At 73.2% G+C, this 26,810-nt stretch carries 24 protein-coding genes; 12 read left to right on the top strand and 12 right to left on the bottom strand.

From position 1 onward, the window contains the following. Positions 1-3: 3 nt before the first annotated feature. Positions 4-1,182, top strand: coding sequence for a dipeptidase (locus JS756_RS18065; protein WP_205384142.1), 1,179 nt, complete (start codon positions 4-6; stop codon positions 1,180-1,182). Positions 1,183-1,279: 97 nt separating this feature from the next. Here the strand turns inward: JS756_RS18065 and JS756_RS18060 are convergent, their stop codons facing one another. Next, positions 1,280-1,648, bottom strand: coding sequence for a VOC family protein (locus tag JS756_RS18060; protein ID WP_205384141.1), 369 nt, complete (start codon positions 1,646-1,648; stop codon positions 1,280-1,282). 131 nt (positions 1,649-1,779) lie between these two features. On the opposite strand from JS756_RS18060, the gene JS756_RS18055 reads away from it, so the two are divergent. Then, a complete protein-coding gene (locus JS756_RS18055; protein WP_205384140.1) occupies positions 1,780-2,289 on the top strand; it encodes a CGNR zinc finger domain-containing protein in 510 nt (169 codons plus the stop codon). A gap of 560 nt (positions 2,290-2,849) precedes the next feature. On the opposite strand, the gene JS756_RS18050 is transcribed toward JS756_RS18055, so the two are convergent. After that, on the bottom strand, positions 2,850-4,193 hold the full coding sequence (locus JS756_RS18050; protein ID WP_205384139.1) for a UDP-glucose dehydrogenase family protein: 1,344 nt from the start codon (positions 4,191-4,193) through the stop codon (positions 2,850-2,852). A gap of 190 nt (positions 4,194-4,383) precedes the next feature. Between JS756_RS18050 and JS756_RS18045 the strand changes: the two genes are divergently transcribed. Continuing rightward, complete coding sequence (locus JS756_RS18045; protein WP_275892700.1) at positions 4,384-5,541, top strand: acyl-CoA dehydrogenase family protein; 1,158 nt, start codon at positions 4,384-4,386, stop codon at positions 5,539-5,541. 337 nt (positions 5,542-5,878) lie between these two features. Here the strand turns inward: JS756_RS18045 and JS756_RS18040 are convergent, their stop codons facing one another. Both JS756_RS18040 and JS756_RS18035 read right to left on the bottom strand, forming a co-directional pair. Beyond that, entirely contained in the window at positions 5,879-6,100 is a 222-nt protein-coding gene (locus JS756_RS18040; RefSeq protein WP_205384138.1) for a helix-turn-helix domain-containing protein, read from the bottom strand. Continuing rightward, a complete protein-coding gene (locus JS756_RS18035; protein WP_205384137.1) occupies positions 6,100-6,585 on the bottom strand; it encodes a DUF2975 domain-containing protein in 486 nt (161 codons plus the stop codon). The genes JS756_RS18040 and JS756_RS18035 overlap by 1 nt, the downstream gene beginning before the upstream one ends. 402 nt (positions 6,586-6,987) lie before the next feature. Here JS756_RS18035 and JS756_RS18030 point away from each other — a divergent pair, with 402 nt between their 5' ends. The 5 genes from JS756_RS18030 to JS756_RS18010 are packed head-to-tail and all read left to right on the top strand — an operon-like array spanning position 6,988 to position 12,009. Next, positions 6,988-8,280: a hypothetical protein gene (locus JS756_RS18030; RefSeq protein ID WP_205384136.1), complete on the top strand. Its 1,293-nt coding sequence runs from the start codon at positions 6,988-6,990 to the stop codon at positions 8,278-8,280. Continuing rightward, complete coding sequence (locus JS756_RS18025) at positions 8,277-8,765, top strand: hypothetical protein (RefSeq protein WP_205384135.1); 489 nt, start codon at positions 8,277-8,279, stop codon at positions 8,763-8,765. The genes JS756_RS18030 and JS756_RS18025 overlap by 4 nt, the downstream gene beginning before the upstream one ends. Positions 8,766-8,793: 28 nt before the next feature. Next, positions 8,794-9,459, top strand: a complete 666-nt coding sequence (locus JS756_RS18020) for a vWA domain-containing protein (protein WP_205384134.1) — start codon at positions 8,794-8,796, stop codon at positions 9,457-9,459. Between the two features lie 52 nt (positions 9,460-9,511). Next, on the top strand, positions 9,512-11,065 hold the full coding sequence (locus JS756_RS18015) for a protein phosphatase 2C domain-containing protein (RefSeq protein WP_240203943.1): 1,554 nt from the start codon (positions 9,512-9,514) through the stop codon (positions 11,063-11,065). Beyond that, positions 11,062-12,009 carry a hypothetical protein gene (locus tag JS756_RS18010; protein ID WP_205384133.1) on the top strand — a complete coding sequence of 316 codons (948 nt, stop codon included), beginning with the start codon at positions 11,062-11,064 and terminating at the stop codon, positions 12,007-12,009. Before JS756_RS18015 ends, JS756_RS18010 begins: the two co-directional genes overlap by 4 nt. A 27-nt stretch (positions 12,010-12,036) precedes the next feature. Here JS756_RS18010 and JS756_RS18005 read toward each other — a convergent pair whose 3' ends face one another. Then, positions 12,037-12,594, bottom strand: a complete 558-nt coding sequence (locus JS756_RS18005) for an acyl-CoA thioesterase (protein WP_205384132.1) — start codon at positions 12,592-12,594, stop codon at positions 12,037-12,039. A 119-nt stretch (positions 12,595-12,713) separates the two neighbouring features. Here JS756_RS18005 and JS756_RS18000 point away from each other — a divergent pair, with 119 nt between their 5' ends. Together JS756_RS18000 and JS756_RS17995 are read left to right on the top strand one after the other, a co-directional pair. Next, on the top strand, positions 12,714-14,012 hold the full coding sequence (locus JS756_RS18000; RefSeq protein ID WP_205384131.1) for an LCP family protein: 1,299 nt from the start codon (positions 12,714-12,716) through the stop codon (positions 14,010-14,012). Next, on the top strand, positions 14,009-14,635 hold the full coding sequence (locus JS756_RS17995) for an HAD family hydrolase (RefSeq protein ID WP_205384130.1): 627 nt from the start codon (positions 14,009-14,011) through the stop codon (positions 14,633-14,635). The genes JS756_RS18000 and JS756_RS17995 overlap by 4 nt, the downstream gene beginning before the upstream one ends. A 76-nt stretch (positions 14,636-14,711) precedes the next feature. Here the strand turns inward: JS756_RS17995 and JS756_RS17990 are convergent, their stop codons facing one another. The 3 genes from JS756_RS17990 to JS756_RS17980 all read right to left on the bottom strand — a co-directional run bounded on the left by JS756_RS17990 (position 14,712) and on the right by JS756_RS17980 (position 18,014). Next, on the bottom strand, positions 14,712-15,524 hold the full coding sequence (locus JS756_RS17990; protein WP_205384129.1) for a class I SAM-dependent methyltransferase: 813 nt from the start codon (positions 15,522-15,524) through the stop codon (positions 14,712-14,714). 120 nt (positions 15,525-15,644) lie between these two features. After that, entirely contained in the window at positions 15,645-16,007 is a 363-nt protein-coding gene (locus tag JS756_RS17985) for a four-helix bundle copper-binding protein (RefSeq protein WP_205384128.1), read from the bottom strand. Between the two features lie 522 nt (positions 16,008-16,529). Next, positions 16,530-18,014: an LCP family protein gene (locus JS756_RS17980; RefSeq protein ID WP_205384127.1), complete on the bottom strand. Its 1,485-nt coding sequence runs from the start codon at positions 18,012-18,014 to the stop codon at positions 16,530-16,532. A gap of 128 nt (positions 18,015-18,142) precedes the next feature. On the opposite strand from JS756_RS17980, the gene JS756_RS17975 reads away from it, so the two are divergent. Further along, complete coding sequence (locus JS756_RS17975) at positions 18,143-19,171, top strand: glycosyltransferase family 2 protein (RefSeq protein WP_205384126.1); 1,029 nt, start codon at positions 18,143-18,145, stop codon at positions 19,169-19,171. A gap of 36 nt (positions 19,172-19,207) precedes the next feature. Here JS756_RS17975 and JS756_RS17970 read toward each other — a convergent pair whose 3' ends face one another. From JS756_RS17970 to JS756_RS17955, 4 genes are all read right to left on the bottom strand, one after another. Then, positions 19,208-20,923 carry an LCP family protein gene (locus JS756_RS17970; RefSeq protein WP_307790740.1) on the bottom strand — a complete coding sequence of 572 codons (1,716 nt, stop codon included), beginning with the start codon at positions 20,921-20,923 and terminating at the stop codon, positions 19,208-19,210. A 75-nt stretch (positions 20,924-20,998) separates the two neighbouring features. Continuing rightward, positions 20,999-22,810 (bottom strand): LCP family protein, encoded by a 1,812-nt coding sequence (locus tag JS756_RS17965; RefSeq protein ID WP_205384125.1) that lies wholly within the window; start codon positions 22,808-22,810, stop codon positions 20,999-21,001. Between the two features lie 246 nt (positions 22,811-23,056). Next, positions 23,057-24,226 carry an LCP family protein gene (locus JS756_RS17960; RefSeq protein ID WP_205384248.1) on the bottom strand — a complete coding sequence of 390 codons (1,170 nt, stop codon included), beginning with the start codon at positions 24,224-24,226 and terminating at the stop codon, positions 23,057-23,059. 216 nt (positions 24,227-24,442) lie between these two features. Next, positions 24,443-25,201: a TIGR03089 family protein gene (locus JS756_RS17955; RefSeq protein WP_205384124.1), complete on the bottom strand. Its 759-nt coding sequence runs from the start codon at positions 25,199-25,201 to the stop codon at positions 24,443-24,445. Between the two features lie 161 nt (positions 25,202-25,362). Here JS756_RS17955 and JS756_RS17950 point away from each other — a divergent pair, with 161 nt between their 5' ends. Then, entirely contained in the window at positions 25,363-26,772 is a 1,410-nt protein-coding gene (locus tag JS756_RS17950) for a peptidoglycan recognition protein family protein (protein WP_205384123.1), read from the top strand. Positions 26,773-26,810: the final 38 nt, after the last annotated feature.

Raw genomic sequence — 26,810 nt, 5'->3', positions numbered from 1 at the left:
GCGATGACCTCCCACGACGAGGCCAGGGAACTCCTTTCCGAGTTCCCGGTGGTCGACGGCCACAACGACCTGCCCTGGGCGCTGCGGGAGCAGGTCCGCTACGACCTCGACACCCGCGACATCGCCGCCGACCAGCGCGCCCACCTGCACACCGACCTGCCCCGCCTGCGCGCGGGCGGCGTCGGCGCGCAGTACTGGTCGGTGTACGTCCGCTCCGACCTGCCCGACCCGGTGCCGGCGACGCTGGAGCAGATCGACTGCGTACGGCAGCTCATCGCCCGCCACCCGCGCGACCTGCGGGCCGCCCTGACCGCAGCCGACCTCGAGGCAGCGCGCGCGGAGGGCCGCATCGCCTCCCTCATGGGTGCCGAGGGCGGCCACTCCATCGCCAACTCGCTGGGCACCCTGCGCGGCCTGTACGCGCTCGGCGTGCGCTACCTCACGCTCACCCACAACGACAACGTGGACTGGGCGGACTCGGCGACGGACGTCCCCGCGGTCGGAGGGCTGTCCGCCTTCGGCCGCGAGGTGGTGCGGGAGATGAACCACCTCGGCATGCTCGTGGACCTGTCCCACGTGGCAGCCACCACGATGCGGGACGCCCTGGACACCTCCACCGCACCGGTGATCTTCTCCCACTCCTCGTCCCGCGCGGTCTGCGACCATCCGCGCAACATCCCCGACGACGTCCTCGAACGCCTCCCCGCCAACGGCGGCATGGCGATGGTCACCTTCGTCCCGAAGTTCGTCCTCCAGGCCGCCGTCGACTGGACGGCCGCGGCCGACGAGAACATGCGCGCCCACGGCTTCCACCACCTCGACACCACCCCCGAGGCGATGAAGGTCCACCGCGCCTTCGAGGAGCGCAACCCCCGCCCGGTCGCCACGGTCGCCACGGTCGCGGACCACCTGGACCACATGCGCGAGGTCGCCGGCATCGACCACCTCGGCATCGGCGGCGACTACGACGGCACGGCCTTCACCCCCGACGGCCTGGACGACGTCTCCGGCTACCCCAACCTCGTCGCCGAGCTCCTGGACCGAGGCTGGTCCAAGCCCGATCTCGCCAAGCTGACCTGGCGCAACGCGGTGCGGGTCCTGGGCGCGGCGGAGGACGTCGCCCGCGACCTCGCCTCCACCCGGGGTGCCTCCCACGCGACGATCGAGGCGCTGGACGGCTGAGCGGCGGCGGAGCGAGCACCCCCGCAGGTCCGCGGGCGCACCGGTGGTCCTCCGGCGCCCCGGACCCTGCGGGTTCGGGCGGGGCCCGGCAGCGGGTTCAGCCGGCGCAGAGGCAGAACGGGTGGCCCGCCGGGTCGGCGTACACCCGCCAGCTGCGCGAGCGGTCCTCCGCCTCCAGCGGCCTCGCGCCGAGCTCCAGCACCCGCCGCTCGGCGGCGTCCAGGTCGTCGACGCTCAGATCCAGATGGAACTGCTGCGACTGCTCGGGCGACGGCCACCTCGGCGGCACGAAGCCCGGGGCGGCCTGGAACGCCAGGGCCTGCCCGCCCGGCACCTTCACGTCCACCCACTCGGTCTGGCCGGAGTCGGCCTCCAGGGTCCCGCCGAGCACCTCGGCCCAGAACTCGGCCAGGGCGCGGGGGTCGGGACAGTCCACGACGACCGTACCCAGCTTGGCGACAGCCATGACGCTCCTCCTCCATCGGTTACCTATAAAGCCGGTTAACCAGTAACCGGTTACCGCATGCTCCCGCATGAGGGGTAACGTCGCAAGGGGATTGCCGGAACCGCCGGGAAAACGCGAGGTAGCGTGCAGCCATGACCGAGAGATCGCCCGCACCGGGAGGCCTGGCGCTGGTCGAGTCCCTGGTCAACACCCTCGACATCGAGTCGGGCGCCGACGCGCTCGACACGGCGGAGGGCCGGGCCCGCTTCGGACTCGCCGAGGGCGACCTCGACGCTGCGCGCGCGCTCCGTGAGGCACTGCGCGCGGCCCTGCTCGCCCACGCCGGGCACCCGCCGCACCGCACGGTGACTCCGCTCGGGGCCCTGCTGGCGGCCGCTCCGCTGATCGTGGCCGTCGACGAGCGGGACGGAGCGGCCCGCCTCGCTCCCGCCGCCGAGGGACCGCTGCCCTCCCGCGTCGCGGCGGCCGTGGCCGAGGCCCTCGTCGCCGGCACCTGGACCCGCCTCAAGGCCTGTGAGGCCGACACCTGCCACTGGGCGTACTACGACCGCAGCCCGGCCGGCCGGAGCCGCTGGTGCTCGATGCAGGTGTGCGGGGCGCGCGCCAAGATGCGGCGCTACCGGGCCAAGGGAGCCCCGTAGGGCGGCCTTCGAGACGTCCCGCCGGGCCCGCGGCGTCCGCACCGCACCCCACCGCGTCGCCGGAGTCGTCGACGTGAGCCCGGTACGCGGACGCTCCTCCGCCTCGCGACGCACGGCACCGGACGCCGCGGCCCGATCCGACGCCCCCCGGGACACGTCCTGGCCGCACCGAGCGGTGGGGCCGGCCCGGCGCCCTGGGCGTTCCCGGCTCGCGAGGGTGTCCGGTGGTGCAGAATGCGACAGGACGCCGGTTCGGCCGACTGAGCCTCGGCCGAACCGGCGTCGCCCTGTCCGCCCGGCCCGGGCGGGAAACGCCGGCCCGCGGCCGTCCGCGTCGCGCCCCGGTGGATGCCGCCGTCCGGTGGCCGGATCGCAGCAGTCCGAAGCCGCACCGCGGCAGCCCGGGACATTCCCGCGACCTCCGGCACACCCCGGTGGATCACACGCTGAGCCACCGGTGGTCCGCGTCGGCTGCCCGGTACCCCGCCGGCCTCCCGCCGTGCGGCGCCCCGGGCGCCCGCCACGCCGTCCGGCCGTTCACCTGCCGGGCGCGCCGCAGGTCAGGCGGTGGGGCGGCCCATCGCCCGGTACGTCCACCCCGCCTGCCGCCACAGCTCCGGGTCGAGGGCGTTGCGCCCGTCCAGGATCACCCGGGCCGCCGCCACCTCGCCGAGCGCCGCCGGGTCCAGTTCGCGGAACTCGCGCCACTCCGTCAGGTGCAGCACGACATCGGCACCGCGCACGGCGTCCAGCGCGGAACGCGCGTACCCGAGGGTCGGGAAGAGCCGGCGGGCGTTCTCCATGCCCTTGGGGTCGTAGACGGTCACCTGACCGCCCTGCAGGTGGATCTGTCCGGCCACGTTCAGCGCCGGCGAGTCCCGCACGTCGTCGGAGTCGGGCTTGAAACTCGCGCCGAGCACCGCGACCCGCTTGCCGAGGAACGGACCGCCGCCCAGCGCCTGCCGGGCCAGCTCCACCATCTGCCCGCGCTGCCGCATGTTGATCGAGTCGATCTCGCGGAGGAACGTCAGCGCCTGGTCGGCGCCCAGCTCGCCGGCCCGCGCCATGAACGCCCGGATGTCCTTGGGCAGGCAGCCGCCGCCGAACCCGATCCCGGCCCGCAGGAACTTCCTGCCGATCCGGTCGTCGTACCCGATGGCCTCGGCGAGCCTGGCCACGTCGCCGCCCGCCGCCTCGCACACCTCCGCCATCGCGTTGATGAAGGAGATCTTGGTGGCGAGGAAGGAGTTCGCGGACGTCTTCACCAGCTCGGCCGTCGGGAAGTCCGTCACCACGAACGGCGTCCCCTCGCCCACCGGCGTCGCGTACACCTCGCGCAGCAGCTTCTCCGCCCGGTCGCTGCGCACGCCGACCACGATCCGGTCCGGGTGCAGCGTGTCCTGCACGGCGAAGCCCTCGCGCAGGAACTCGGGGTTCCACGCCAGCTCGGCGTCCTCGCCGGCCGGCGCGTGCGCGGAGAGGTAGGCGGCGAGCCGCTCCGCCGACCCCACCGGCACGGTCGACTTGCCGACGACGAGGGCCGGGCCGGTCAGATGCGGGGCGAGGGAGGCGATCGCGGCGTCCACGTACGACATGTCGGCGGCGTACTCGCCGTGCCGCTGCGGCGTGTTCACGCAGACGAAGTGCACCTCGCCGAACGCGGCGACCTCGGCGTAGTCGGTGGTGAACCGCAGCCGGCCCGTGGACCCCTCGATCCCGGCGACATGTTTGCGCAGCAGTTCCTGGAGCCCCGGCTCGTACATCGGGACCTCGCCCCGGCGGAGCATGTCGATCTTCTCCGGCACGACATCGAGCCCGAGCACCTCGAAACCCAGTTCCGCCAGGGCCGCGGCATGGGTGGCGCCGAGATAACCGGTGCCGATCACGGTGATCTTGAGGGCCATCGATGCTCCATGAGGTCTGCGGCGGGGTCGTGCGCGCCCGAGCATATCCGGGGCATGCGAGCGCGTCTCACCGGGCAACTTCCCCCCTGTCGCCTAGCTCACGTACCCCTTGGGGCGGCGACGGAATAAAATTTGGGTTACTTAACGGTAGTTAGCGCCACCATCGCAGCGTTTTGGAGCGTGAGAGACCTTGGCCGGATCGGCTGACTTCGACCTGTACCGCCCGTCCGAAGAGCACGACATGCTCCGCGACGCCGTCCGCTCGCTGGCCGAGGCGAAGATCGCGCCCTACGCCGCCGCGGTGGACGAGGAGGCCCGCTTCCCCCAGGAGGCGCTGGACGCCCTGGTCGCAGGTGACCTGCACGCCGTGCACGTACCCGAGTCGTACGGCGGCGCGGGCGCGGACGCCCTGGCGACGGTCATCGTGATCGAGGAGGTCGCCCGCGTGTGCGCCTCGTCCTCCCTGATCCCCGCGGTGAACAAGCTCGGCTCCCTGCCGGTGATCCTCTCCGGCAGCGAGGACCTGAAGAAGAAGTACATGACCCCGCTCGCCAAGGGCGAGGCGATGTTCTCGTACTGCCTGTCCGAGCCCGACGCGGGCTCCGACGCGGCCGGCATGAAGACCCGCGCGGTCCGTGACGGGGACCACTGGGTGCTCAACGGCGTGAAGCGCTGGATCACCAACGCCGGCGTCTCCGAGTTCTACACCGTGATGGCGGTCACCGATCCGGAGAAGCGCTCGAAGGGCATCTCCGCCTTCGTCGTCGAGAAGTCCGACGAGGGCGTCTCCTTCGGTGCCCCGGAGAAGAAGCTCGGCATCAAGGGCTCCCCGACCCGCGAGGTCTACCTCGACAACGTCCGCATCCCCGCCGACCGCATGATCGGCGAGGAGGGCACCGGCTTCGCCACGGCGATGAAGACGCTGGACCACACCCGTATCACCATCGCCGCCCAGGCCCTCGGCATCGCCCAGGGCGCCCTCGACTACGCCAAGGGCTACGTCAAGGAGCGCAAGCAGTTCGGCAAGCCGATCGCCGACTTCCAGGGCATCCAGTTCATGCTCGCGGACATGGCCATGAAGATCTCGGCCGCCCGCGCGCTGACCTACCAGGCTGCCGCCGCCTCCGAGCGCGGCGACGCCGACCTCACCTACCTCGGCGCCGCCGCCAAGTGCTTCGCCTCCGACGTGGCCATGGAGGCCGCGACGGACGCGGTCCAACTGCTCGGCGGGTACGGCTACACCCGGGACTACCCGGTGGAGCGCATGATGCGCGACGCCAAGATCACGCAGATCTATGAGGGCACGAATCAGGTGCAGCGGATCGTGATGGCCAGGAACCTTCCCTAGCCCGGCGCTGCATTTCGGCCGCCACCGACCGGTACGTGCGACGACAGCCCCGTCACGGGAATCTGCCCGGAGACGGGGCTGTCGTCGCACGTGACGGCGGACGAAGGTCGCGGACCGTGGCGCCGGCCGTTCCTCCTGCCGGGAAGGTCGGGTGCCTGCGGAGGTCGCGGGTCGCGGGTCCCGAACGTCGACCGGGAGGTGCGGTGCCGGTCGACCAGGAACTCCCCGACGGGTGCGGGGCGGTGCCGCGAGTGATCGGCGATTCCCGTCCACGCGGTCCGCATGCCGTGTCGCGGGCCGGTGGTGCCGGGCGTCCTCACGGTCCACCCGGGGCACGTCATCCGCACGCGGCGTCCTCGTCCTCCCAGCGCAGCAGGTCGCCCGGCTGGCAGTCGAGCACCGCGCAGAGCGCGGCGAGCGTCGCGAAGCGCACCGCCTTGGCGCGGCCGTTCTTGAGTACGGCCAGGTTGGCGGGCGTGATCCCCACGCGGTCCGCGAGCTCGCCCACGGACATCTTCCGCCTGGCCAGCATCACATCGATGTCGACGACGATCGGCATCAGATCACCGTGTCCAACTCGGCCCGCATCTGCGTCGCTTCGGCGTCGCGCGCGACGGCCTGGGCGAGCAGCATCCGCAGTACGAGGACGATGAGCGCGACCCCCAGGACGGCCACCCCGATCCCGCCCATGACGACGGTGACGCCCGGGTCGTCCCGCTGGCCCGGCGCATTGAGGGCCGTGACCGCGAACCACAGGAGGGCAGCCGCCGTGATCGCCCCGATCACGCCGTCCACGTACCGGAAGGCGGCATGGGAGAACACGGTTCCGCGTCGCACCATCGTCGCCAGTCGCCCTACGCAGACCAGCGCGACCTGGGCCGAACCCATGCCCAGGATCGTGATCACACGCAGCGGGTTCAGCGGAAGCGGCCCGTCCTCCGGGTCGGTGGCCAACGCCCACACCATCCCTGCCTGGACGAACACGGTGCCGGCGAGCACCACCACGAGCACGGCGCGCAGCGCCCGCACTGTCAGCTTTCCCACGGCCCGTCCTTCCATCGAACAGCGATCGGAATCTATCGAGATTCGATAGGCCGGGCAAGGGCTGGGACGGAAGGCGGGCGCCGGTCCGTCACCTGGCCGTACGACCCCGGAACGGGACCCCGAAGGCGCTGTCCCGGTCGGCCTCGGACCGCGGCGGACGGGGGCCGCGGTCGCCCCCTCCTGCTCAACCACCCCTCCTCTCACCGCTGTTCGGACAAATGAACGAGGTGAGGAGTGTGGCGGGAGCTCCTGCGGGCGCGGCGCCGTCTGGAGTATCGTCGGGCGTCCTGGTCGCCCGTCCGGTGCGCGCGACCCGACGGGGGAGTCTGCGGCGCGTCGAACGGGTGGGGAGCCCGACGGCCGCGTGCGCATGTCCCGCACACGGCATGCATGGGGGTGGGAATGCCCGATGGCGTTCTGCTGGACCGTCGCGCGGTCGCGCGGAGCATCGCGGAACTGGCCCAGCGGCCACCGCTCGAACCCCGCCGGCAGGAACTGACCGCGCTGGCCGAGGCACTGGAGTCCCACGAGCCCACCGCGCTCGACCCCTGGTCGGAACTCGACCTGCTGACCGCCTTCGCCCGCCCGGAGAGCCTGCGGATGCCCGGCGCCCGCGACGCCGAGCCCGGGATCTGGTCCTATCTGGAGGCCGCGCTGGGCGCACTGGTCTTCGCGCCCCTGATGCTGACCTGGTACGGCCTGACCCGTGCGTCGAGTGCGTACGAGGCCCTGACCGGGACGAACCCGCAGGCCGCCGAACGGCCCTTCCTCCAGCTCTGGCAGTCCGGCTTCGAGGGGCACCTCACCGGCGCCTTCACCTTCGGGCACGTCGCGCTCAGCGCCACCGCCGCCATCCTGGTCCTGTTCGGCCTGGTCCTGGTCCACGGCCTGCGGCGGGCCGCCGTGACCCGGCGGGAGGAGGCCGCCGGGCGCGACGCGGGCAGGCTGACCGCCGACCTGGTGTCGTCGCTGACCCGCGCCCAACTCGTGCTGAACCGGCACCGGCTGAGCTCCCCGCAGCGTTTCGCCGCCGAGCTCACCCAGGCCGCCGGCACCCTGACCGAGCTGGGCAACAAGGCCGTCCGGGTGCACAGGGACCTCACCGCCGCGGCGGGAGTCGTCGATGCCGCGGTGCAGGCCGCGGAGCACCGGCTGGCGGGAGTGGACGGCGCCGTGCGTCCGCTGGAGGACGCCGCGGCACGCATCGAGACGGCCGTCAGTGAGAACGGCGTGCGGCTGGGCGCGGCCCTCGACGACGTGCGCGGCGCCCACGGCGAGGTGCGGGCGGCCGTGGAGGTCGCCGGCGATCGCGTCGAGGAGTCGGTGACGGTACTGGCGGCGGCGCAGCGGGCCTACACCACCGGTATCGAGGTGGCCGCCGACGTGGTGTCCCAGCTCGTCGGCAGTGTCGGCGACATCACCGACCGCACCGGCGACGCCGTGCGGGAGTCCCAGCGTGCCGCGCGGGAACTGGCCGCGCAGACCGACGCCCTGCGCGACGCGGCCGAGAGCTTCGCCCGGCTCGCGCAGGAGCTCCGGGTCGTCATTCCCGCGGCGACCGCCCCACCGGCGGCCGGGCCGCGAGCGGCGCGGCCTGTCCGGGAGACCGGTGAACCGGGCGGCCCGGCCGGCGGCCCGCCCGATGGCGCCGACCCGGCCCCGCACGTCCCCACATCGCTGACCAGGACGCGATGAGCCGCCCCAGGTTCCAGCCGCTGCACCTGGCCGGCTGGCTCTTCGCCGACCTGCTGCTCGTCCTCGCCCTGGTGGCCATGGGGGACCAGGGCGATCCGCTGGCGGCGACGGCCGGCCGCACCGACGCGGCCTCCCCGTCCCCGTCGGCCTCCGCCGGCGACGCCGCGACCCGCCCGCAGGGCCCCCGGGCGGTGGAGCGTCACCCCGTCGAGGTGTCCGTCGACGCGGCACGGGGCGACCGGACGGCCATGGTCCGCGGCCTGCGCCGGGCCACCGCGCGGTACCAGGGACGGCAGGCCGCCTTCGTCCTGACCTTCGGGCGCCACCCCGACCCCGGAGCGGGCGGCGACTACGCGCACGAGGTCAACGCGTCGTTGCAGCAGGCCCGCCCGGACATGTTCCGCGGCACCACCACCCGCGACTTCTGGAAGGGCGGGTCCGGAACGGGCCACGCCGACCTCGAAATCTACTTCTACACCCACTGACCCGAGCGCCCCGCCGGAGGGATGAACCTTGCAGATCCTGCCCTTCTACCTGCTCTGCGACGAGTCGGGGTCGATGACCGGCGAACCGATCGACGCCATCAACGGCGCGCTGCCCGACCTGCACCACGAGATCAGCACCAACCCGACGGTGGCGGACAAGACCCGGTTCTGCCTGATCGGCTTCTCCGACACCGCCACCGTCCTGCAGCCGCTGGTGGACCTCAGCGACATCGACGAGGTGCCCGGCCTGGCCGCCGGCGGCCTCACCTCCTACGGCGAGGCCTTCCGCACCCTGCGGAACTCCATCGAGGCCGACGTGGCGGCGCTCAAGACGCAGGGCCACGAGGTGTACCGGCCCGTCGCCTTCTTCCTGTCGGACGGCATCCCCACGGACCACGCGTGGGAGCAGGCCTACAAGGAGCTGAGCGCCTCCCGGTACTGCCCGAAGATCATCGCCTTCGGCATCGGGGAGGCGGAGGAGAGCGTCATCGCCCAGGTCGCCAACTTCCGCGCCTTCATGCAGCAGGACTCCTCGGTGTCGCCCGCCCAGGCCCTGCGCGAGTTCGCCTCCAGCCTGACCCGTTCGATCGTCCGGTCGGCGGCGACCATGGCGGCGGACGGCGGCAACGGGTTCACGCTGGCCGTCGACGACACCGTGCCGGGCTTCTCGACGGTCTCCCTCGACAAGCTGTGAGCGCCATGCCCGTGCCCGTCAGGACCGAACAGGACGAGGGAGCTGCACGCCGATGAACGCAGGACCGCCGCACCTGCCGCCGGAGCGGCACGACCCGCTGGAGGAGATCTGGCGCACCGCGGACCAGGTCGTCACCGGCAGGCCGGAGACCGCACACGCGGATGCCGACCTGCGTGCGCCGTCTGCGGCCGATGCCGACCCGGCTGCCAAGCCGTACCCGCCCTCCTACCCGGCCCCGGTTCCCGCCCCCGCGCCGCAATCGGCCCCCGCGCCCGGCGATCAGCCGCCCGCCGGCGTGCAGGGCCCCGTGGCGCAGCAGGGTCCCGCGATGCGGTCCGCGTCAGGCGCGCAGCCCGTTCCCGGTGTGTGGCCGGCGGCCGGGACGCACTCCGCCCCCGGGGAGCAGCCGGCGCCCGCGGTGCAGCCGGCGTCCGGGGTGCCCTGGGTCCCCGAGGTGCAGCCGGCCCCCGGTGCGCATCCCGCCCCGGGGACGGCGCCCCCCGAGCCGCACCCCGCCGCCGTACTGCCGGCGTCCGGGGGGCAGCTCGTTCCCGGCGCCCCTGCCGCCTCCGCCGTGCCGCAGGCCCCCGGCGCACCGGCCGCGCCCGCGCCGCCCGCCGGGGCCGGTCCGGTGCGGGCGGCCGAGCCGGGCCAGGCAGCGGACGGCCGTCCCGGGGCAGGCGCGGCGGGGCCCGGCGGCGTTCCCGCGCTGGGCGTGCCGTTCCACTCCGGGACCAAGCCCCCGCTGTATCCGCCGGAACCGCAGGGAGCCCTGCCCGTGCGGCCGGACCCCCTCGCCGCGCTGATCCCGGACATGGTCGTGGACGGTGCCGTGCACGGGCCGCTCACCGTGCGCGCCGCGTCGGTGCGCGGGGACTCCCACCGCTACCACGGAGAGCCGCGGCAGGACGCGCTCGCCGTGACGCGCGTCGGCGCACCCGGCGACGAACTGCTGCTGCTCGCCGTGGCCGACGGCGTGGGGTCGGCGTCCCGCTCCCACGTCGGCTCGCACGAGGCCTGCCGGCTGGCGGCGACCAGCCTGGACGCCGCTGCCGGCGAGATCGCCGCCGCGTTGCGCGAGGGCGGCACGGACCGGTTCACCACCGCGGCGGGCAAGGCCGTCGTGCGGATCGCCACGCTCCTGTCCCACCAGGCGCAGGAGCGCGGAGACGACCCGGCCGCGTACGCCACCACCCTGCGCGTGCTGCTGGTGCCGCTGGACCCCGCGGTCCGGCTGCGCGGCTTCCTCGCGGTCGGCGACGGCGGCACGTCGCTCCTGCGCGCGGGGCAGTGGGCCGTGTCGGTCACCGGGGCCGACCAGGCGGACGGCGGCATGATCGACACCCGGACGCCGGCCCTCCCGCACGGCGTCCGGCTGCAGGCCGAGCTGCTGGGCCCGGCCGAGCCCGGGGACCTGCTCGTCCTGAGCACCGACGGCCTGTCCACGCCGCTGGCCGGGGACGCCGGGATGCGCGAGTTCCTCGCCCGGGCGTGGGGCGGCGAGACCGTCCCGGGCCCCGCCGACTTCCTCTGGCAGCTCCAGTACCGGGTGAAGTCCTACGACGACGACCGCACCGCCGTGGCGCTCTGGGAGGGCAGGTCGTGACCGCGGACGACGGCGCCGACGTGGCGCTGGGGAGCCTGCGGCTGGGCGGCCGGATGGGCGACGGCGGCCAGGGCGAGGTGTTCGACGTCGAGGGCCCGGGCCGGCTGCTCTACAAGAGCTACCGGGAGCCCCACAAGGTCGCCGCCGACCGGCTCGCCCACCTGGTCGACCTGCGCCAGCAGCTCACCGGTGCCGACCGCGACCGCCTGGACCGGGAGGCGGCGTGGCCGCTGTGCCGGGTGGTCGACGGCGGCCGGGTGACCGGCTTCCTGATGCGTCGCGCCCCGGACGCCATGACCTGGCGGGACGCGCGCGGCGACGCCCGGCTGACCGAGCTGTCGTACCTGCTGCGCGCCCCCAAGGCGGCCTGGCGGGCGGTGCCCCAGCCGAGCCCGTCCGAGCGGTTCGCGCTGGTGCTGGCCGTGGTGGAGCTCTTCGACCGGATGCACTCCCTGGGACTGGTCGTCGGCGACGTGTCCCAGGCGAACGTGCTGTGGACGGTGCACCCCGGCCCGGCGGTGCACCTGCTGGACTGCGACGGGGTCCGGCTCGCCGGCCGGCCGCCGGTGCTGACCCAGGCGGACACTCCCGACTGGCACGACCCGATGGCCCTGCCGGGCGCGGTCACCGTCGACAGCGACCGCTACAAGGTCGCGCTGGTGATCGGCCGTGTGCTCGCCCAGGACGCCTACGCTGCCCCCGGCCGGCCGCTGACGCTGCTTGCCGGGGTGCTCGACGACCGGCGGGAGGCGGCCGTGCGCGCCCTGTGGCAGCAGGCGGCCGGGCCCAGGGGCGGCAGGCCGCACCTGGGGCAGTGGCGGGCGGCGCTGGCCGGACGCCGGACGATCAAGCTGATGGCGGCCCAGCCGGCGCCGCGGCCCGAAGTGGACCGGACGAAGCTCGACGGCCCCCGGCGGCGGGGCCGGATCAGCCTGCGTGACTGATCCGCCGGGGGGCTCCGGCGCGGCGCGTCAGTCCTCGATCCCCTCCGCCGCCCGCTTCTCCCGCAGCTCCCGGATCGCCCGGCGCCGGGCCAGGCGGTGGGTGCGCCGGATCTGGGCCTCCTGGTAGCGGCGCTCGTCCCGTTCGGATTCGGGGACCACCTGCGGCACGGGGCGCGGCTTGCCGTCGGCGTCCACTGCGGCGAAGACCAGGTAGGCGGACCCGACCTGGGTGGCCGGGGTGGACTCGTTCCAGCGTTCGGCCAGGACCCGTACACCGACCTCCATCGAGGTCCGGCCGGTCCAGTTGACCTGCGCCTTGACATGGACGAGGTCGCCGACACGGACCGGCTCCAGGAACACCATCTCGTCCATGGACGCGGTGACCGCGGGACCGCCGGAGTGGCGTCCGGCGACGGCGCCCGCCGCGTCGTCGACCAGTTTCATGATCACACCACCGTGCACCGTGCCCAGAAGGTTGGTGTCGTTGTGGGTCATGATGTGGCTCAGGGTGGTGCGGGAGGCCGCGGTCGGCTTGCCCGGGATCTCCGGGGCTGCCGTTTCCGCGGCGGAGGCCTGGTCTGTCATGGCGTCCACCTTATGCCGCTGCCGTACTCGCGGACTTTGTGTTGACTTCGCAACAGCCGGGCTCTGATTTCCCGACGACTCTTGTAAGGAACACGGCCATGCCCGGCACACTGGGGCGCATGAACGATTGGCCCCAGGGATGGTCCGACGACAACCGCGGCACCCCCCGCTACGGACGCGGCAGCGCCGGAGCGCAGCCGGAAGGCGCCCGCGTCATGCGCCAGGTCCGCCGCGGCCCGGCGGCACCGCCCGGACAGGGCGGCTACGGCGGCCAGGTCCCGCCGCAGCCGTCGTACGTCGACGGCGGCGAGGGCCAGGACGACGGCCGCGGCGGGTACGACAGCGGCTACAACACCGGCCAGGTCTACGGTTCCGGCCGCCGCGGCGGCGGTGTGCCGGACGGCGGCGACCCGGGCGCCGGCCCCGCGCAGCCCGGGCCCCGCCCGGACTGGCGGCGCCGGATCAAGTGGACCGCGATCACGGTCGCCGGTGTGCTCGTCGTCACCACCGTCGGCACCTACTTCTGGGCCGACTCCAAACTGCGCCGCGAGGTCGACCTGTCGACGGTCGTCGACCGGCCCGCGGCCGGCGAGGGCACCAACTACCTCATCGTCGGTTCGGACAGCCGCGAGGGCCTGACCAAGGAGGACAAGCAGAAGCTCCACACCGGCTCCGCCGAGGGCAAGCGGACCGACTCGATGATGATCCTGCACGTCGGTGACAACGGGGACACGCTGATCTCCCTGCCGCGCGACTCGGACGTGGAGATCCCGACGTACAAGGGCTCGGAGTCCGGCAAGACCTTCAAGGGCACGGGCCGGCACGTGAAGCTGAACGCCGCCTACGCCGAGGACGGGCCCACCCTGCTGGTCCGCACGGTCGAGTTCAACACCGGCCTGCACATCGACCACTACGTGGAGATCGGCTTCGCCGGCTTCGCGAACATCGTGGACGCGGTGGGCGGCGTCGAGATCACCATCGACAAGGCTTTCAAGGACAAGTACTCCGGCGCCGACTTCCAGGCGGGCAAGCAGACCCTGAACGGCGAGCAGGCCCTGGCCTTCGTGCGCACCCGGCACGCCTTCGCCGCCTCCGACCTGGAGCGCACGAAGAACCAGCAGAAGTTCCTGGCCGCCCTGGCCCACCAGGTCGCCACTCCGTCGACCGTCCTGAACCCGTTCGCGTTCTACCCGACCGTGGGCGCGGGCCTGGACTCCCTCATCGTCGACAAGGACATGTCCCTGTGGGACCTCGCGTCCATGTTCTTCGCGATGAAGGGCGTCAACAGCGGCGACGGCACCTCCATGAACATGCCGATCTCGGGCTCCTCCGGCGGCAACCTGCTGTGGGACAAGGCGAAGGTCGAGCAACTGGTGGACGAGCTGAAGAACGACCAGAAGGTCACGGTGAAGGGGTGAGCGGGCCGCCTGCCGGGCGGCCGCCCTTCGACGCGGTCCTGTGCGACGTCGACAACGTCATCCGCTACTACGACCCCTCCGGCCTGCTCGCGCTGGAACGCACCGCCGGACTCGCCGAGGGCACGACGATGAAGGTCGCCTTCGCCCCGGGCACGGACCTGCCGGTGCTGCTGGGCCGGATCACCCCGCAGGAGTGGGTGGAGTCCATCGCCGCGCAGCTGGCCGGTACGGTACCCGACGACACCGCCTGGGAACTGGGCTCGACCTTGATGGAGCTGCCGTTCCGCGCCGACGGCGACGTCGTCTCCCTGCTGCGCCGGGCCCGCATCCGCGTCCCGCTGGTCCTGGTCACCAACGCCACACTCGCCCTGGAGGACGACCTCGCCGGGCTGGGCCTGACCGACCTCGCCGACGACGTCGTCAGCAGCGCCCGGGTCGGCCTCGCCAAGCCCGACCCGCGCATCTACCGGCTGGCGGCGTCCCGCGCGGGCGCTCGCCCGGAACGGTGCCTGTTCGTCGACGACACCGAGGAGAACGTGTCGGCGGCCCGGGCCCTGGGCATGACCGGCGTCCACTTCCGCGAGCCGGCCGACCTGGAGCGGGCCCTGACCCCGCTGCTGTGACCCCCGCAGCGGGGCCCGCGGGTACACCCCGCCCGCCCCGCGCTCGGGGCCGACGGCGGCACGTCCGCGGCAGGCCCTACGCCGTCCCGCTCGCCAGCAGCGCCCGGTGCTGCAGCCGCAGCCGGCCGTCGCCGTCGGTGAGCCCGCCGGCGAGGCGGTCGTAGGCCTCGCGGACGAGGGTGAGCGTCGCGGGGGTCTGCGAGGTGACGATCCGCCCGATGGTGCCGATCCCCGCGGCGGCACCGGTCCACCACTCCTCGGGCGTGGCCCGGTGCTCCCAGACCGGCTCGGTGCAGCCGGTGCCCGTGAATCCGGCTCCGGCGAGCAGCTCCGCCAGGCCGTCCGTCGTGCGGGGAAAGTCCTCCTCGGGCGCCAGCCTCGGCAGATGGGGCGGTACGACGGCGCCGGCCGCCTCGCAGGCCCGCCCGAGCAGCTCCATCCCGCTCTGGCCGCCGCCGCCCCACACGGTGACCGCGACACGCCCGCCGGGCCGCAGCACCCGCCGCAGCTCGGCGAGCGCGGCCCGCGGCCGGCCGACGTGGTTGAGGGCGAAGTTGCCGACGACGGCGTCGAACTCGCCATCGCCGTAGGGGAGTTCCGGAAGCACCGCAGTCCGCGCGTCGACGCCCCGCGCCCGTGCCGCCGCGACCATCCCGGCGTCGGCGTCCACGGCACGCACCCGCGCTCCGCGTTCCACGGCGGCGGCGGCCGCCGTGCCGGTCCCGGTGCCGACGTCCAGGACGCGTGTCCCCGCGCCCACCCCCGCGGTGTCCAGCAGCGCCTCCACCGGGTGGGCGCACAGCCGCGCGAAGCTCCCGGCGTAGGCCTCCGCCCGCCCGCCCCACATCTCCCGCTCGGCCGTGTCGAAGGCCTCCGTCGTGTCGATCATGGAGCCACCCTGCCGGACGGCCCGTAGGGCGCGGATCAAGGGCACCCCGCGGGGTGCCCTTGAGTCCGGCGGCGGCGCGGTGCCCTGGTGTCCGGCCGCGGGGCGGCCGACCGGGGCTTGTCACATCGTGGCGCCCGCCATCGCGCGGCACATCTCCGCGCAGCGGCGACAGGAGTCGGCGCAGCGCATCATCTGGCTGTCGTCCGGCATGGACATACACGCCTCGGCGCACATGTCGCAGGCGCCGGCGCACATCGCGCACATCTCGGCCGCCAGCGGCGACCGCCGCATCATCATGTCGGCGCACATGCGTGTCATCTCGGAGCAGTCGATCAGCGCGCGCATGATCTGCATCTGGGCCTCGCCGCCCTTCTGCAGGCAGGAGCTCATGGTCTCCTCGCACACGCCGTGGCACGCCATGCAGGCCTCGACGCAGTCCTGCATCTCCTTGCTCATGGGGGCGGTGGTTCCGGGCTGGGTCATGGCTCCTCCTGGGGGACGAGAGGGGCCCGGGGCGGACCCCGTGCCCTTCTTGTCCTACGCCTGTCCGCGGCCCGCGTCCATCGGAGTCACGCCGTGCGTCCGCGGCGGCGAAGTCCGTGACACCCCCGATGTTCCTCACGGATGCGACAGCACGACCCGCGCCGCCCACCCGGGCCGCCGACCACCCGCCGCGCGGTGCCGGGGCCGCCGGCGCGGGCGGCCCGCGCATCCGGGCCACCGCCCCGGCACCGCGGGAGCCCCGGTGTGCCGCCACGCGCTCCTCGTCCGTCCCCGCGGCCACCGCCCGACGCGGCCCCGGTGCCGTGACCGGGACGTCCGACGGCAGACCTTCCGCGACGCGGCGCCGGGCGGGTTTCGAAAGGCACGTCGTGCTCGCGACGCCTGGCACGGCGCATCGCCGCGTCGCCGGGGGCGCCCGCGTACGCCCGGTACGCGGGCGGCCCTCTGCCTCGCGATGCACCGCACCGGACGCCGCGAGCCCCGTCCTGCGGGCGGACGACGCTACATTCGGGACACGCCCTGGGAGCAGCCCACCTCGTTGCCCCGGACGACCGGCGCGTCCGTCTTCGCCGGTTCCTCGCCGCGCACCGGCCGGACCCGGGTGAAGTCCGACCCTGCGATGACCTTCATGACGGCGCCCTGCCCCTTGACCGCGCGCAGCTCGCTGCCGGGCAGGGCGGCGGCGAGGGCGCGGGCCGAGCGGTCCCAGCGGGGGTCGTAGGAGACGACGGTACGGTGCACCGGTCGGCCGCCGGCGTTCACGGGGGCCTTGGTGGTGCGGAAGCCCGTGGCGGCGAGTGCGGTGTCGACCCGCCGGGCCAGGCCCGCCGTGGAGGTGCCGTTCTCGACCTGTACGCGGATCTGCCGCGGGGGCACCTCGACGAGTGCGGCGGTGCTGCGCGGGCGGGGATTGCTGAGCGGGTGGTCCTCGCGCAGCTTCTCGAACAGGGCGTCGGCCTTGGCCGGGTCCCACTTCAGCGTCGAGCCCAGGCCCTTGACCGCGTATCCCATCCGGCCGATCGGGACGGTGGTGAACTCCGAGGAGGCGGGGGAGAAGGTGCGCATCGCACGGCCGAGGTCGAGCAGTTCGTCCGTGCCGAACCCCTTGTCCGCCCGCACCGAGCCGAGCACCGCCCGCGTCACGTCCCGGAACTTCAGCGGGTTCAGCAGGATCCCCGAGGACGTGGCGCGGTCCACCAGGGCGGCCAGGAAACGCTGCTGGCGTTTCATGCGGCCGAGGTCGGAGGCGCCGTCGACGTGCCGGGAGCGGACGTACTGGAGGGCCTGGCCGCCGTTGAGGAGGTGCGTGCCCGCGGCGAGGTCGAGGCCGGTGTAGGAGTCCTTCAGGGGCCGGGCGGTGCAGATCCTGACACCGCCGAGCTCGTCGACCGTCTTCATGAAGCTGACGAAGTCGACCTCCAGGTAGTGGTCGATCTTCACCCTGGTCATCTGCTCGACCGTGCGCACCGTCAGCCGCGGGCCGCCCTCCGCGTAGGCGGCGTTGAGCTTGATGGGGTGGGCGTGATGCAGCTCACCCGTGTTCCGGTCGGTGTGCGCGGGCGCCTCGGCGTAGGAGTCGCGCGGCAGGCTCACCACGCTGGCGCGCTCCCGGTCCTCCGAGATGTGCACCATCATGATCGTGTCGGTGCAGTGGCAGGGCGCGCCGCCCAGCCGGTAGGTCCGCCGCTCCCGCTCGGTGATCCGGTCGCGCCCGTCGGTGCCGACCAGCAGGATGTTCATGCCGTGGCCCGCGCGCGGACGGTTCTTCATGTCCTTGAAGGGGTCGACGCGGGCGATGTCCGCGTCCAGGCCGCTGAGCAGGGAGTGGCCGATCCCGGCGGAGGCAAGGAGCACCACGGACAGGCCCGTCACCGCCCGCATCGCCCAACGGGGCTTCCGGCGGCGCACGGCACTGTGCGGGGGGCGGCGGCGGGGCGGTTGCGGGCGGCGCTGCGGCCGGGCTGGGGACCGAGGCGGCGTGGGCATGGGACACCTCCGGACGGCGGCCGTACGTGGGAACCGTGAGCACGATAGGCCGATACGATCTCCCGCCCGGTGCAGCGCACCCGGTGGGGCGTCGGGCTGTCCCCCGTTCGCGGTAACGTGAGCCCCCTATGAACGCGAAGTCCGACGTGCAGCTCCCCGCCGTGTCCGTGATCATGCCCGTCCTCAACGAGGAGCGGCATCTGCGCGGCGCCGTCCAAGCGATCCTGGCGCAGGAGTACGCCGGCGAGATGGAGGTCGTGGTCGCCCTCGGTCCGTCCACGGACCGTACCGACGAGATCGCGGCCCGGCTCGTGGCGGAAGACCCGCGCGTGCACACCGTGCCCAATCCGACGGGCCGTACGCCCGCCGCCCTCAACGCCGCGATCAAGGCCTCCCGCCATCCGATCGTCGTCCGCGTCGACGGGCACGGCATGCTCTCGCCCGACTACATCGCCACCGCGGTACGGCTCCTGGAGGAGACCGGCGCGCAGAACGTCGGCGGCATCATGCACGCCGAGGGCGAGAACGACTGGGAGCACGCGGTCGCCGCGGCCATGACCTCGAAGATCGGTGTCGGCAACGCCGCCTTCCACACCGGAGGGCAGGCAGGCCCCGCCGAGACCGTGTACCTCGGCGTCTTCCGCCGCGAGGCACTGGAGCAGCAGGGCGGCTACAACGAGGAGTTCATCCGTGCCCAGGACTGGGAGCTGAACTTCCGCATCCGCGAGGCGGGCGGCCTGATCTGGTTCTCGCCGGAGCTGAAGGTGTCGTACCGGCCGCGGCCCAGCGTCAAGGCGCTCGCCAAGCAGTACAAGGACTACGGCCGTTGGCGGCACGTCGTCGCCCGGTACCACTCGGGCTCCATCAACCTGCGCTACCTGGCCCCGCCGACCGCTCTGTGCGCGATCGCGGCCGGCGTCGTGACCGGGGCCGCCCTGACGCCGTGGGGTCTCCTGGTCCCCGCCGGATACCTCGCCGCCCTCGTCGCCGGGTCCGTCCCGGCCGGCAAGGGCCTGTCGGCGACGGCGCGGCTGCGGATCCCCGTCGCCCTGGCCACCATGCACATGTCCTGGGGCTGGGGCTTCCTGACCAGCCCCAGGTCCCTGGCGAGGAAGGTCATCGCCTCCCGCCGACCCGCGGTCCTCAGCGGCAGCTGAGCACACCCGCCGGACGGCGTCCGCGGCGGACCCGGGCTACCAGGTGAAGCCCGGGTCCACGTGCATGCACTGACTGTCGTCGGAGGCGTTGATCGCCTGAGCGCTGTCGGGCGTCCTGCCGTCCTCCTTCGGCGCACGGTACGTCGTGCCCTCCCGCCAGTCGGCGCCGACGACGAGCGTGACCCCGGAGACGTCCGTGGACCGCACCACCGAACTGGCGGGGATCCCGAGGGCCTTGGCGACCTGCCGGGCGTCGCCCTCCAGGTCGGCGCTCGGATAGCGGACGACCGTGGTGGTCTCGGCGGTCGCCGCGGAGGGATCCGCGACGGACTGCGTGAACCCCTTGTCGGCCAGCAGCCCCGCCACCGCGGTCGCCCGCCCCGGCGCCGGGGCGAGGGCCTCGGTGCGGGTGCCGTTCTGCACCTGCACGGCGATGTCGGCGTCCGGCGCGGCCGGGTCCGTCGGCGTCGGCTCCGGCACGGGCTTCTTCTCCGGGTCCTTGCCGTCGAGGGCGATGTCCTCGCGGACCAGGCGGAACAGCTTGGCCGCGTCGGCGGTGGGCTGCACGCGGGCGCCGACGTACTCGTTCGGCATGGTGGTCATGGTGATGCGGTCCGTGGGGACCTTCTGCAACTCGGCGGCGAGGTCGTACATCCTGGTGATGCTGGCCAGGCCCTCGTCCACGGTGACCGCCTTCGTCGCCGCCTCGGCGAGCCGGCGCAGCGCGTTCGGGTTGGTCAGCTTCGCGTTCGCGCGCAACTGGCGGACCATCGCGTTCATGTACATGTGCTGCGCCTTGGCGCGCGCGAGGTCGCTGCCGTCCTCGAAGCCGTAGCGGGTCCGCAGCCACTGCAGGGCCTGCTTGCCCTTGACGTAGGTGGTGCCCTCCCGAAGCTTCAGACCGGAGCCGTGACCGGTGCTGGTGTGGGAGTAGATGTTCGCGTCCACGCACACCGGGACGCCGCCGATGGCGTCCGCCATCGACACCACACCCGAGAAGTCGATCATCATGAAGTGGTCGATGTGGATGTCGGTGAGCTTCTCCCAGGTCGCCACCGTGCAGCCGGGGCCGCCGCGGCCGAGCGACTCGTTCGTCATCGCACGGCCGGTGGTCGCCGGGTACACCGCGCCGGTGTTCGGGTCGGTGCACTTGGGCAGTTGGAGCAGCGTGTCGCGCGGCATGCTGACCACCGACATGTTGGACCGGTCGGCGGACACGTGCAGCAGCATCTGCACGTCCGCCAGCGGGGGTCCGCCGAACGTCTCCTTGGCGCCGCCCAGCTTCTGGTTCTCCTTGGTGTCCCGCGCGTCCGACCCGATCAGCAGGATGTTCAGCGGGGTCTGCCCCGCCGCGTTGGCCTCCGGCTTCGCGGCCCGGTCCTTCTCGTCGCCGAGATTCAGCGCGTCCTTGCGGATGTTGCCGTTCAAGTGCCGGTAGTACAGGTACCCCGCTCCCGCGGTGCCCAGTATCAGCAACGCCAGAACCGTCGCCGACCAGCGCAGCACGCGGCGTCTGCGGCCCCTTCGATCGGTGCCCCGGCGGCCCGCGCCGCCCTTGCCGCCGCGCCGCCCGTCGTCCCTGTGCCGCGCGGACGGGTCCTCCCGGTCGCCCGGGGCCCCCTGCTCCGTCTCCGTCTCCGGCGCGTTCCGGCCCGGCGCCGATCCCTGGTCCTGCGGTGCCACGTCCCGCGATTCCGGGGACGTCGTGCCCCCGGCCGCCGGAACCTCCCCCCGCACACTGCTCTGCGCCACTTCTGCCTCCCCGTCCTGCGCCGGACACGGGTCCGTCCCGCGCCCGATAAGACGCGGGACGGAGCCGTCAGGTCACTACTTGGCGCACTCGACCTTGTCCGCGGTGGACTTCCCGTCCACCTCCGGCGCCTTTGCCGGGGCGGTGAGGGACACCCCCGCACCCTTGAAGTCCTTGCCCAGGGTCAGTGTCATCGTCGGCAGGCCCTGGGAGTTGGTCACGCTTTCACCCGGCTTCAGCGCGGAGCCCGGAAGCCCCATCAGCGCGGCGAGCTTGCGTGCCTGCGCCGCCTGGTCGGGTGCGTACTCGAGCGTGGTCCTGCTCAGCGTCGCCTCGGCGTTGCCCGCGTTCTCCGACTTGGTCACGCCTTCTTCATTCTGCAACCACTCCAGCGTCCGCTGCGCGCTTCCGGTGGCGGCGCCGCCGTTCAGGATGCGGACGCGGACCTCGGAGGCGGCCGACTGGGTGCCCTTCAGCTTGGCCGCGTCGGCGGCGGCCGCGGCGTCCTTGGACGCCTGCTCCTTCTTCTTGACCTCGGTGAACGAGACGTCGTTGTTGATCGTGTCGTAGACCTGGGGGGCCGTGGGCCCGGGGACCACGGTGGCGTGGACCTTCTCGGCCGGGTTGTCGACCACCGGGAGCGTCAGGAAGGTGATGTTCTTCGTCGGCACCTTCTTCAGTTCCAGGGCGACGTCCTTGAGCGTGCCGACGTCGTCTATGCCGGTGTCGACGGTGAGCGCGCTGGTGGCGGCCTCGGCCAGCTTGTACAGCTTCGTCGGGTTGGTGAGGGTGTCGCCGGACGCCATCTTGCGCATCAGCGAACCGAGGAACTGCTGCTGCACCTTGATGCGGTCCAGGTCGCCCTGGTTGCCGAAGCTGTGCCGGGTGCGGACGAAGGCCAGGGCCTGCTCGCCCTCCACCGTCGACTCGCCCTTGGGCAGCTTCAGGTGCGACTGCTTGTCGTCGACGGCGTGCTCCACGCACACCTCGACGCCGCCCACCGCGGTCGAGAGGGTCTTCACGGCGTTGAAGTCGGCCATCATGAAGTGGTCGACGTGTATGCCGGTGAGCTCCGCGACCGTGCGCATGGTGCAGCCCGCGTCGCGGCCCTCCTGGCCGAGGCTGGTGTTGAAGCGCACGTTCTCCGTGCCCGGGATGACCTTGGTCGAGCCGTCGGGCTGTTTGGTGGGGCAGTCCGGGACGTCCACGATCAGGTCGCGGGGGATGCTCATCGCCGTCGCGTTCGACCGGTCCTTGGCGACGTGGAGGAGGATGTTGGTGTCGGCGTGGCCGACGCTGCCCTTGTCGCCGTACCCCTCGTTGCCGTCACCGGTCCGCTTGTCGGTGCCGATGACCAGGATGTTGAAGGCCTCGTCCTTGCTGAAGCCCTTCGAGCCGGCGTCGCCGACGTCGGTCGAGCTGATGTTGCCTTCCAGGTGCTTGAGGTACAGGTAGCCCGCGGTGCCGGCGGCGAGCAGCACGACGGCCATCGTGCCGCCGGTCCACGCCAGCACCTTCTTCGTCTTCGACTTCTTCTTCGCGGGCCGCCGCCCGCGCCGCCCCGGCGGCGGCTCCGCGGGCGTGCCGCGGCGCCGGCGCTGCGGCGGGACGTCGTGTCCCGGAGACTCCCGTTCCGGCGTGCCCCGGTCCGGCGTGCCCCGGTCCGGGGCCTGCCGTCCCGGTGTCCCGGTGCCCGCGCGCGGCCCACCCGGGACGCCGGCCGCCCGCTGGGCGCCGCCCGTCCGCGGGACCCCTCTGCGGGGGCCGGGTACCGGTGATTGCGGAGTGGAAGGACTCAGTCGCAGTTCGTATTCGCCGGTGTTCGGATTGAGCACCCATTGGTCTGCGGGGTCGATGTTCTCCGCCCGCCCACGGCCTTGCGCGTCCACGGTTGTCCGAATCCTCCGTCGGGGCCACGCGGCGCCTTTCCCCCTCAGAAGGCGCTCGGGTCGTCTCGGTTTCTCAGTTCCTTTCCGTGCACGGGCCTCGGGCGGACCTCGCGGCATGGTGCACCGGATCGCTCACACTATCCGCCCGGTTCGGCGTGGAGCGACGACGGTGACAAACTCCACGTCCCTACAAGCGGGCAATTCCCCCGTTTCTTGGAACGCGAGTTCGCCATCTTGGGGAGCGCTTTACCCGCAGGCGCTCTCGGCGGCGGTGTTGCCACGGAAGGCGGGAGTGGGGGAGGTGTCGTCACGGCCGAGTGAATTGGGGTGATTTGTACTAGGGGTGCGCGTGGTCTCCCCGCTGACGGTGACGGGCAGGTCCCGCCGCAGCCGCTCGAAGAGGCGCTCCGCCGCGGGTTGCGCGAGCTGGTCGCGATTGGCGTCGGAGGAGTACGACTCCCGGGGAACGGTAAGGAATTGCACACGTTCCGTAGGGATGTCGCGCACTCCCCGCACGAGTTGGTACAAACCGTGCAGACTCGCCAGATCCGGGTCGGTGGTGAGGGACGACGTGGCCGCGTCCAGGACCGGATACAGCTTCACGGGATTCAGCAGCACGCCACTGCTCTGCACCTTGTTGACGAGCGCCGCCAGGAAACGCTGCTGCCGGTCCATGCGGTCGGTGTCGCTGCCGTCGCCCAGCGACTTCCGGGCGCGGACGTAGCCCAGTGCCTGTTCGCCGTCGAGGGTGACGCGGCCGGCCGGCAGCCGTAGTTCGGCGTCCTTGTCGTCGATGGCGTGCGGAACGCAGATCTCCACGCCGTCCAGGGCGTCCACCATCTTCTTGAAACCGCTGAAGTCGACGACGACGTGGTGGTCGATGCGCACACCCGTCATCCGTTCGACGGTCCGGATGGTGCACGCCGAACCGCCCATCTCGAACGCGTAGTTGAACATGGCGAACATCGGCTCGCTGCGCCTGCCGTCCGCGCGCAGGCAACTCGGCACGTCCACCATCAGGTCCCTGGGCAGGGACACGGCCGTGGCCGCGCGCCGGCCGGCGGCCAGGTGCAGCAGGATCGTCGTGTCCGAGCGCTCGGTGCCCGAGTCCCGGCCGTACGCGGCGTTGCCCGCGCCCGAGCGGGAGTCCGACCCGATGAGGAGGATGTTCTGCGCGTCCTTCACCAGCGCTGTCGGCCGCTCCCGGGCGTACCGGGCCAGCTCCGCGGCGGCGGCCTCGTCGGCGGTGATGTTCCCGTCGAGCTTCGCGTACAGCGCCCAGCCCGCCCCGGCCCCGGCGACGAGCAGGGCGGCCACTCCGCCGCCGACACCGCGCGTCCACCGCCGCCGGCGCCGCCGCGCGAGCCCGGCACCCGTGGCGGACGCCCCCGGCTCGGGCCCGTACGCCCGCGGCACAGCGTCCCCGTCCCCCGGAGGGGACGTGCCTCGGGTCCCGACCACGACCGACACCACCCCTCATGCCGTACGAGCGTGCCGTCCTGCCCCTACGACGATGCCGGGCGCGGAGGCGGGGTGCGGAACGGGAGTGGGCCGATCGGGTGAGCGTCCGGAGGGGAGAGCGCGCGGCGCATCCCGTCGGGTGCAGGGCTGCCGCGGGCCGGGGACCGGCCGCTATCGTGCCGTCGCCGTGACGCGTTCGCTCTCGATCCGCTTGGCCAGCGTCTCGTCCCCCGCCTGTTCCAGGTGCCGGCACAGCACCACGGACGCCCCGGAGGCCAGTGGTGCGTACAGGCCCGCGCTCAGCCCCTCCCACGTGTCGTAGCCCAGACCGGACAGCAGCCGGGAGCCGGGCCCGGTCAGCCCCAGCCCCTCCGCGTCCGCCCGCGCCCGTTCCGTGATCTCCGCCGCCGTGTACTCGGCCCCGGCCACGATCAGCGCCGGCTCCTCCGGGTCCACCGGCGCGTACGCCGCGAACCGGTCACCGAAACCCGGGGCGTCCACGGCGTAGTCGGCGTATCCCTGCGGCGGCCCCGGTGCGAACCGCCTCCCCAGCGGGGCCAGCGACAACGCGTACCGCTCTCCCCGGCACGCGAGCCCCTCCTCGAACCGTCCGGGGCCGGCCACGACGACGTCGGCGCGCGCGGGGTCCCCGTCCACGTCCGCCACGACGCCGACCGACGCGCACGCCAGCAGCCACACGGCCGTCTGCCAGTGCGCGGGCAGCAGCAGCGTCACCCGGTCGCCGGGCTCCGCGGACATCCCGTCCTGGAGCAGATTGGAGGTCTTGGCCACCCAATTGGCGAAGGTGGCCACGGACAATTCGACGCGCTCGCCCGTGGCGTCGTCGTAGAAGGTCACCAGCGGGCGCGCGGGGTCCGCGACGAGCGCGGAACGCAGCAGGTCGGCAGGGGTGCGATCGGTGGCATTCACCCGCGCAAGCGTACGCGGCCCCGTGCCGGGTCCCCACCGCCGGATCCCCCGAGCCCCCGCGCCCGCGCCTCCGGGGACCACCGGTTCGGCGGAACGCGGGCCGGACGAGCCGTCAGTTCCCCGATGGACATATATGTATGACTATGTCCAGGATCAGGGGCATGCGTGGATTGCTTGCTTCCTCGATCGGTGTCACCTGCGCGGTAGCCCTGGCCCTTCCGCCGACCTCGCCTGCCGCTGCGGCGCCCGCGGCGGCAGGCACGCGCCAGGCGGTGACAGCGGGCGGCACCCAGTCGCTGCCTCTCGTCCCCCTCCACCGGAACCGCGCGCTCCGCGGGCCGGGGGAAGAACAGGGTCTGCCGATGCGCGACGTACGCCACTTCTCGCTCCTCGGCGTGGTCTGGGACGACCCGGACGCCGGACTGCACGGCCGCGTCCAGGTCCGCACCCGCGCCGCCACCACCGGCGCCTGGTCGGGCTGGCAGGACGTGGAGACGCACAACGCCGACCACCAAGCCGATCCCGGCAGCGCCGAACGCGTCGCGGGCCGCGTCCGCGGCGGCACGGCCCCGCTCTGGGTGGGCGACTCCGACGGCGTCGAGATCCGCGTCCGCGCCGAGCCGACCGGCCCAAAGAACGGAGCGGCGACCGGGGAGAACAGTCCGCCTGCCGCAGCGGACGGGGCGGCGGCCCCGGTGGACCGGGCGGCGGTGCCCGCGAACCGGGCGGCGCCCCAGCTCCCCGCGGGCCTGAGGGTGGAGCTGATCGACCCGGGCGTCGCCCCGGAGCCGGCGGCCGCCCCCGCCCTCACCGGCGGCGCCCGCGCCGTCTCCGCCGCCAACACGGACCTGGCGGGCGTCCTTCTCGGGGCGACCGAGATCCCCGCCCTCGACCGGGCGCAGACGGAACGGGAGATGCACTCCCTGTACGGCGCGGAACCGGCCGTACCGCGGCAGGCGACCCCGAAGATCGGCCCGCGCCCGCGCATCGTCACCCGGCGCGGCTGGGGCGCCGACGAGCGGATGCGGGAGAAGGGCTTCGTCTACTCGGAGAAGGTCGGCGCGGCCTTCGTGCACCACACGGTGACCGGCAACAACTACCGCTGCTCACAAGCTCCATCGGTCATTCGCGGTATCTACCGCTACCACGTCAGGAGCATGGGCTGGCGCGACATCGGCTACAACTTCGTCGTCGACAAGTGCGGAAACATCTACGAGGGCCGCGCCGGGGGCGTGGCGAAGCCGGTCCTCGGCGCGCACACCCGGGGCTTCAACACCGACAGCATGGGGATCGCGGTGCTCGGCACCTTCACCTCCACCCGGCCGTCCTCCGCCGCGGTGAAGGCCATCGCCGGTCTGACGGCCTGGAAGCTGGGCCTCTACGGGATGAACCCGCGCGGCATGACATACCTGAAGTCCGGCGGTGGCAATCTCTACCGAAAAGGCAAGAAGGTGCGACTGAACGTCATCTCCGGTCACCGCGACGGCTACGCCACGGAGTGCCCGGGGCGGAAGCTGTACGGAAAGCTCGGTTCGGCCCGCTCGACCGCGGCGCACTACCAAGGACGCTGAGCGCCGGGGCCGGCCCTGACCGACCAGCAGGGAAAGGT

This window comes from Streptomyces actuosus, assembly GCF_016921115.1.
Lineage (GTDB): Bacteria > Actinomycetota > Actinomycetes > Streptomycetales > Streptomycetaceae > Streptomyces > Streptomyces actuosus_A.
This window is presented reverse-complemented; position numbering and strand designations above follow the sequence as displayed.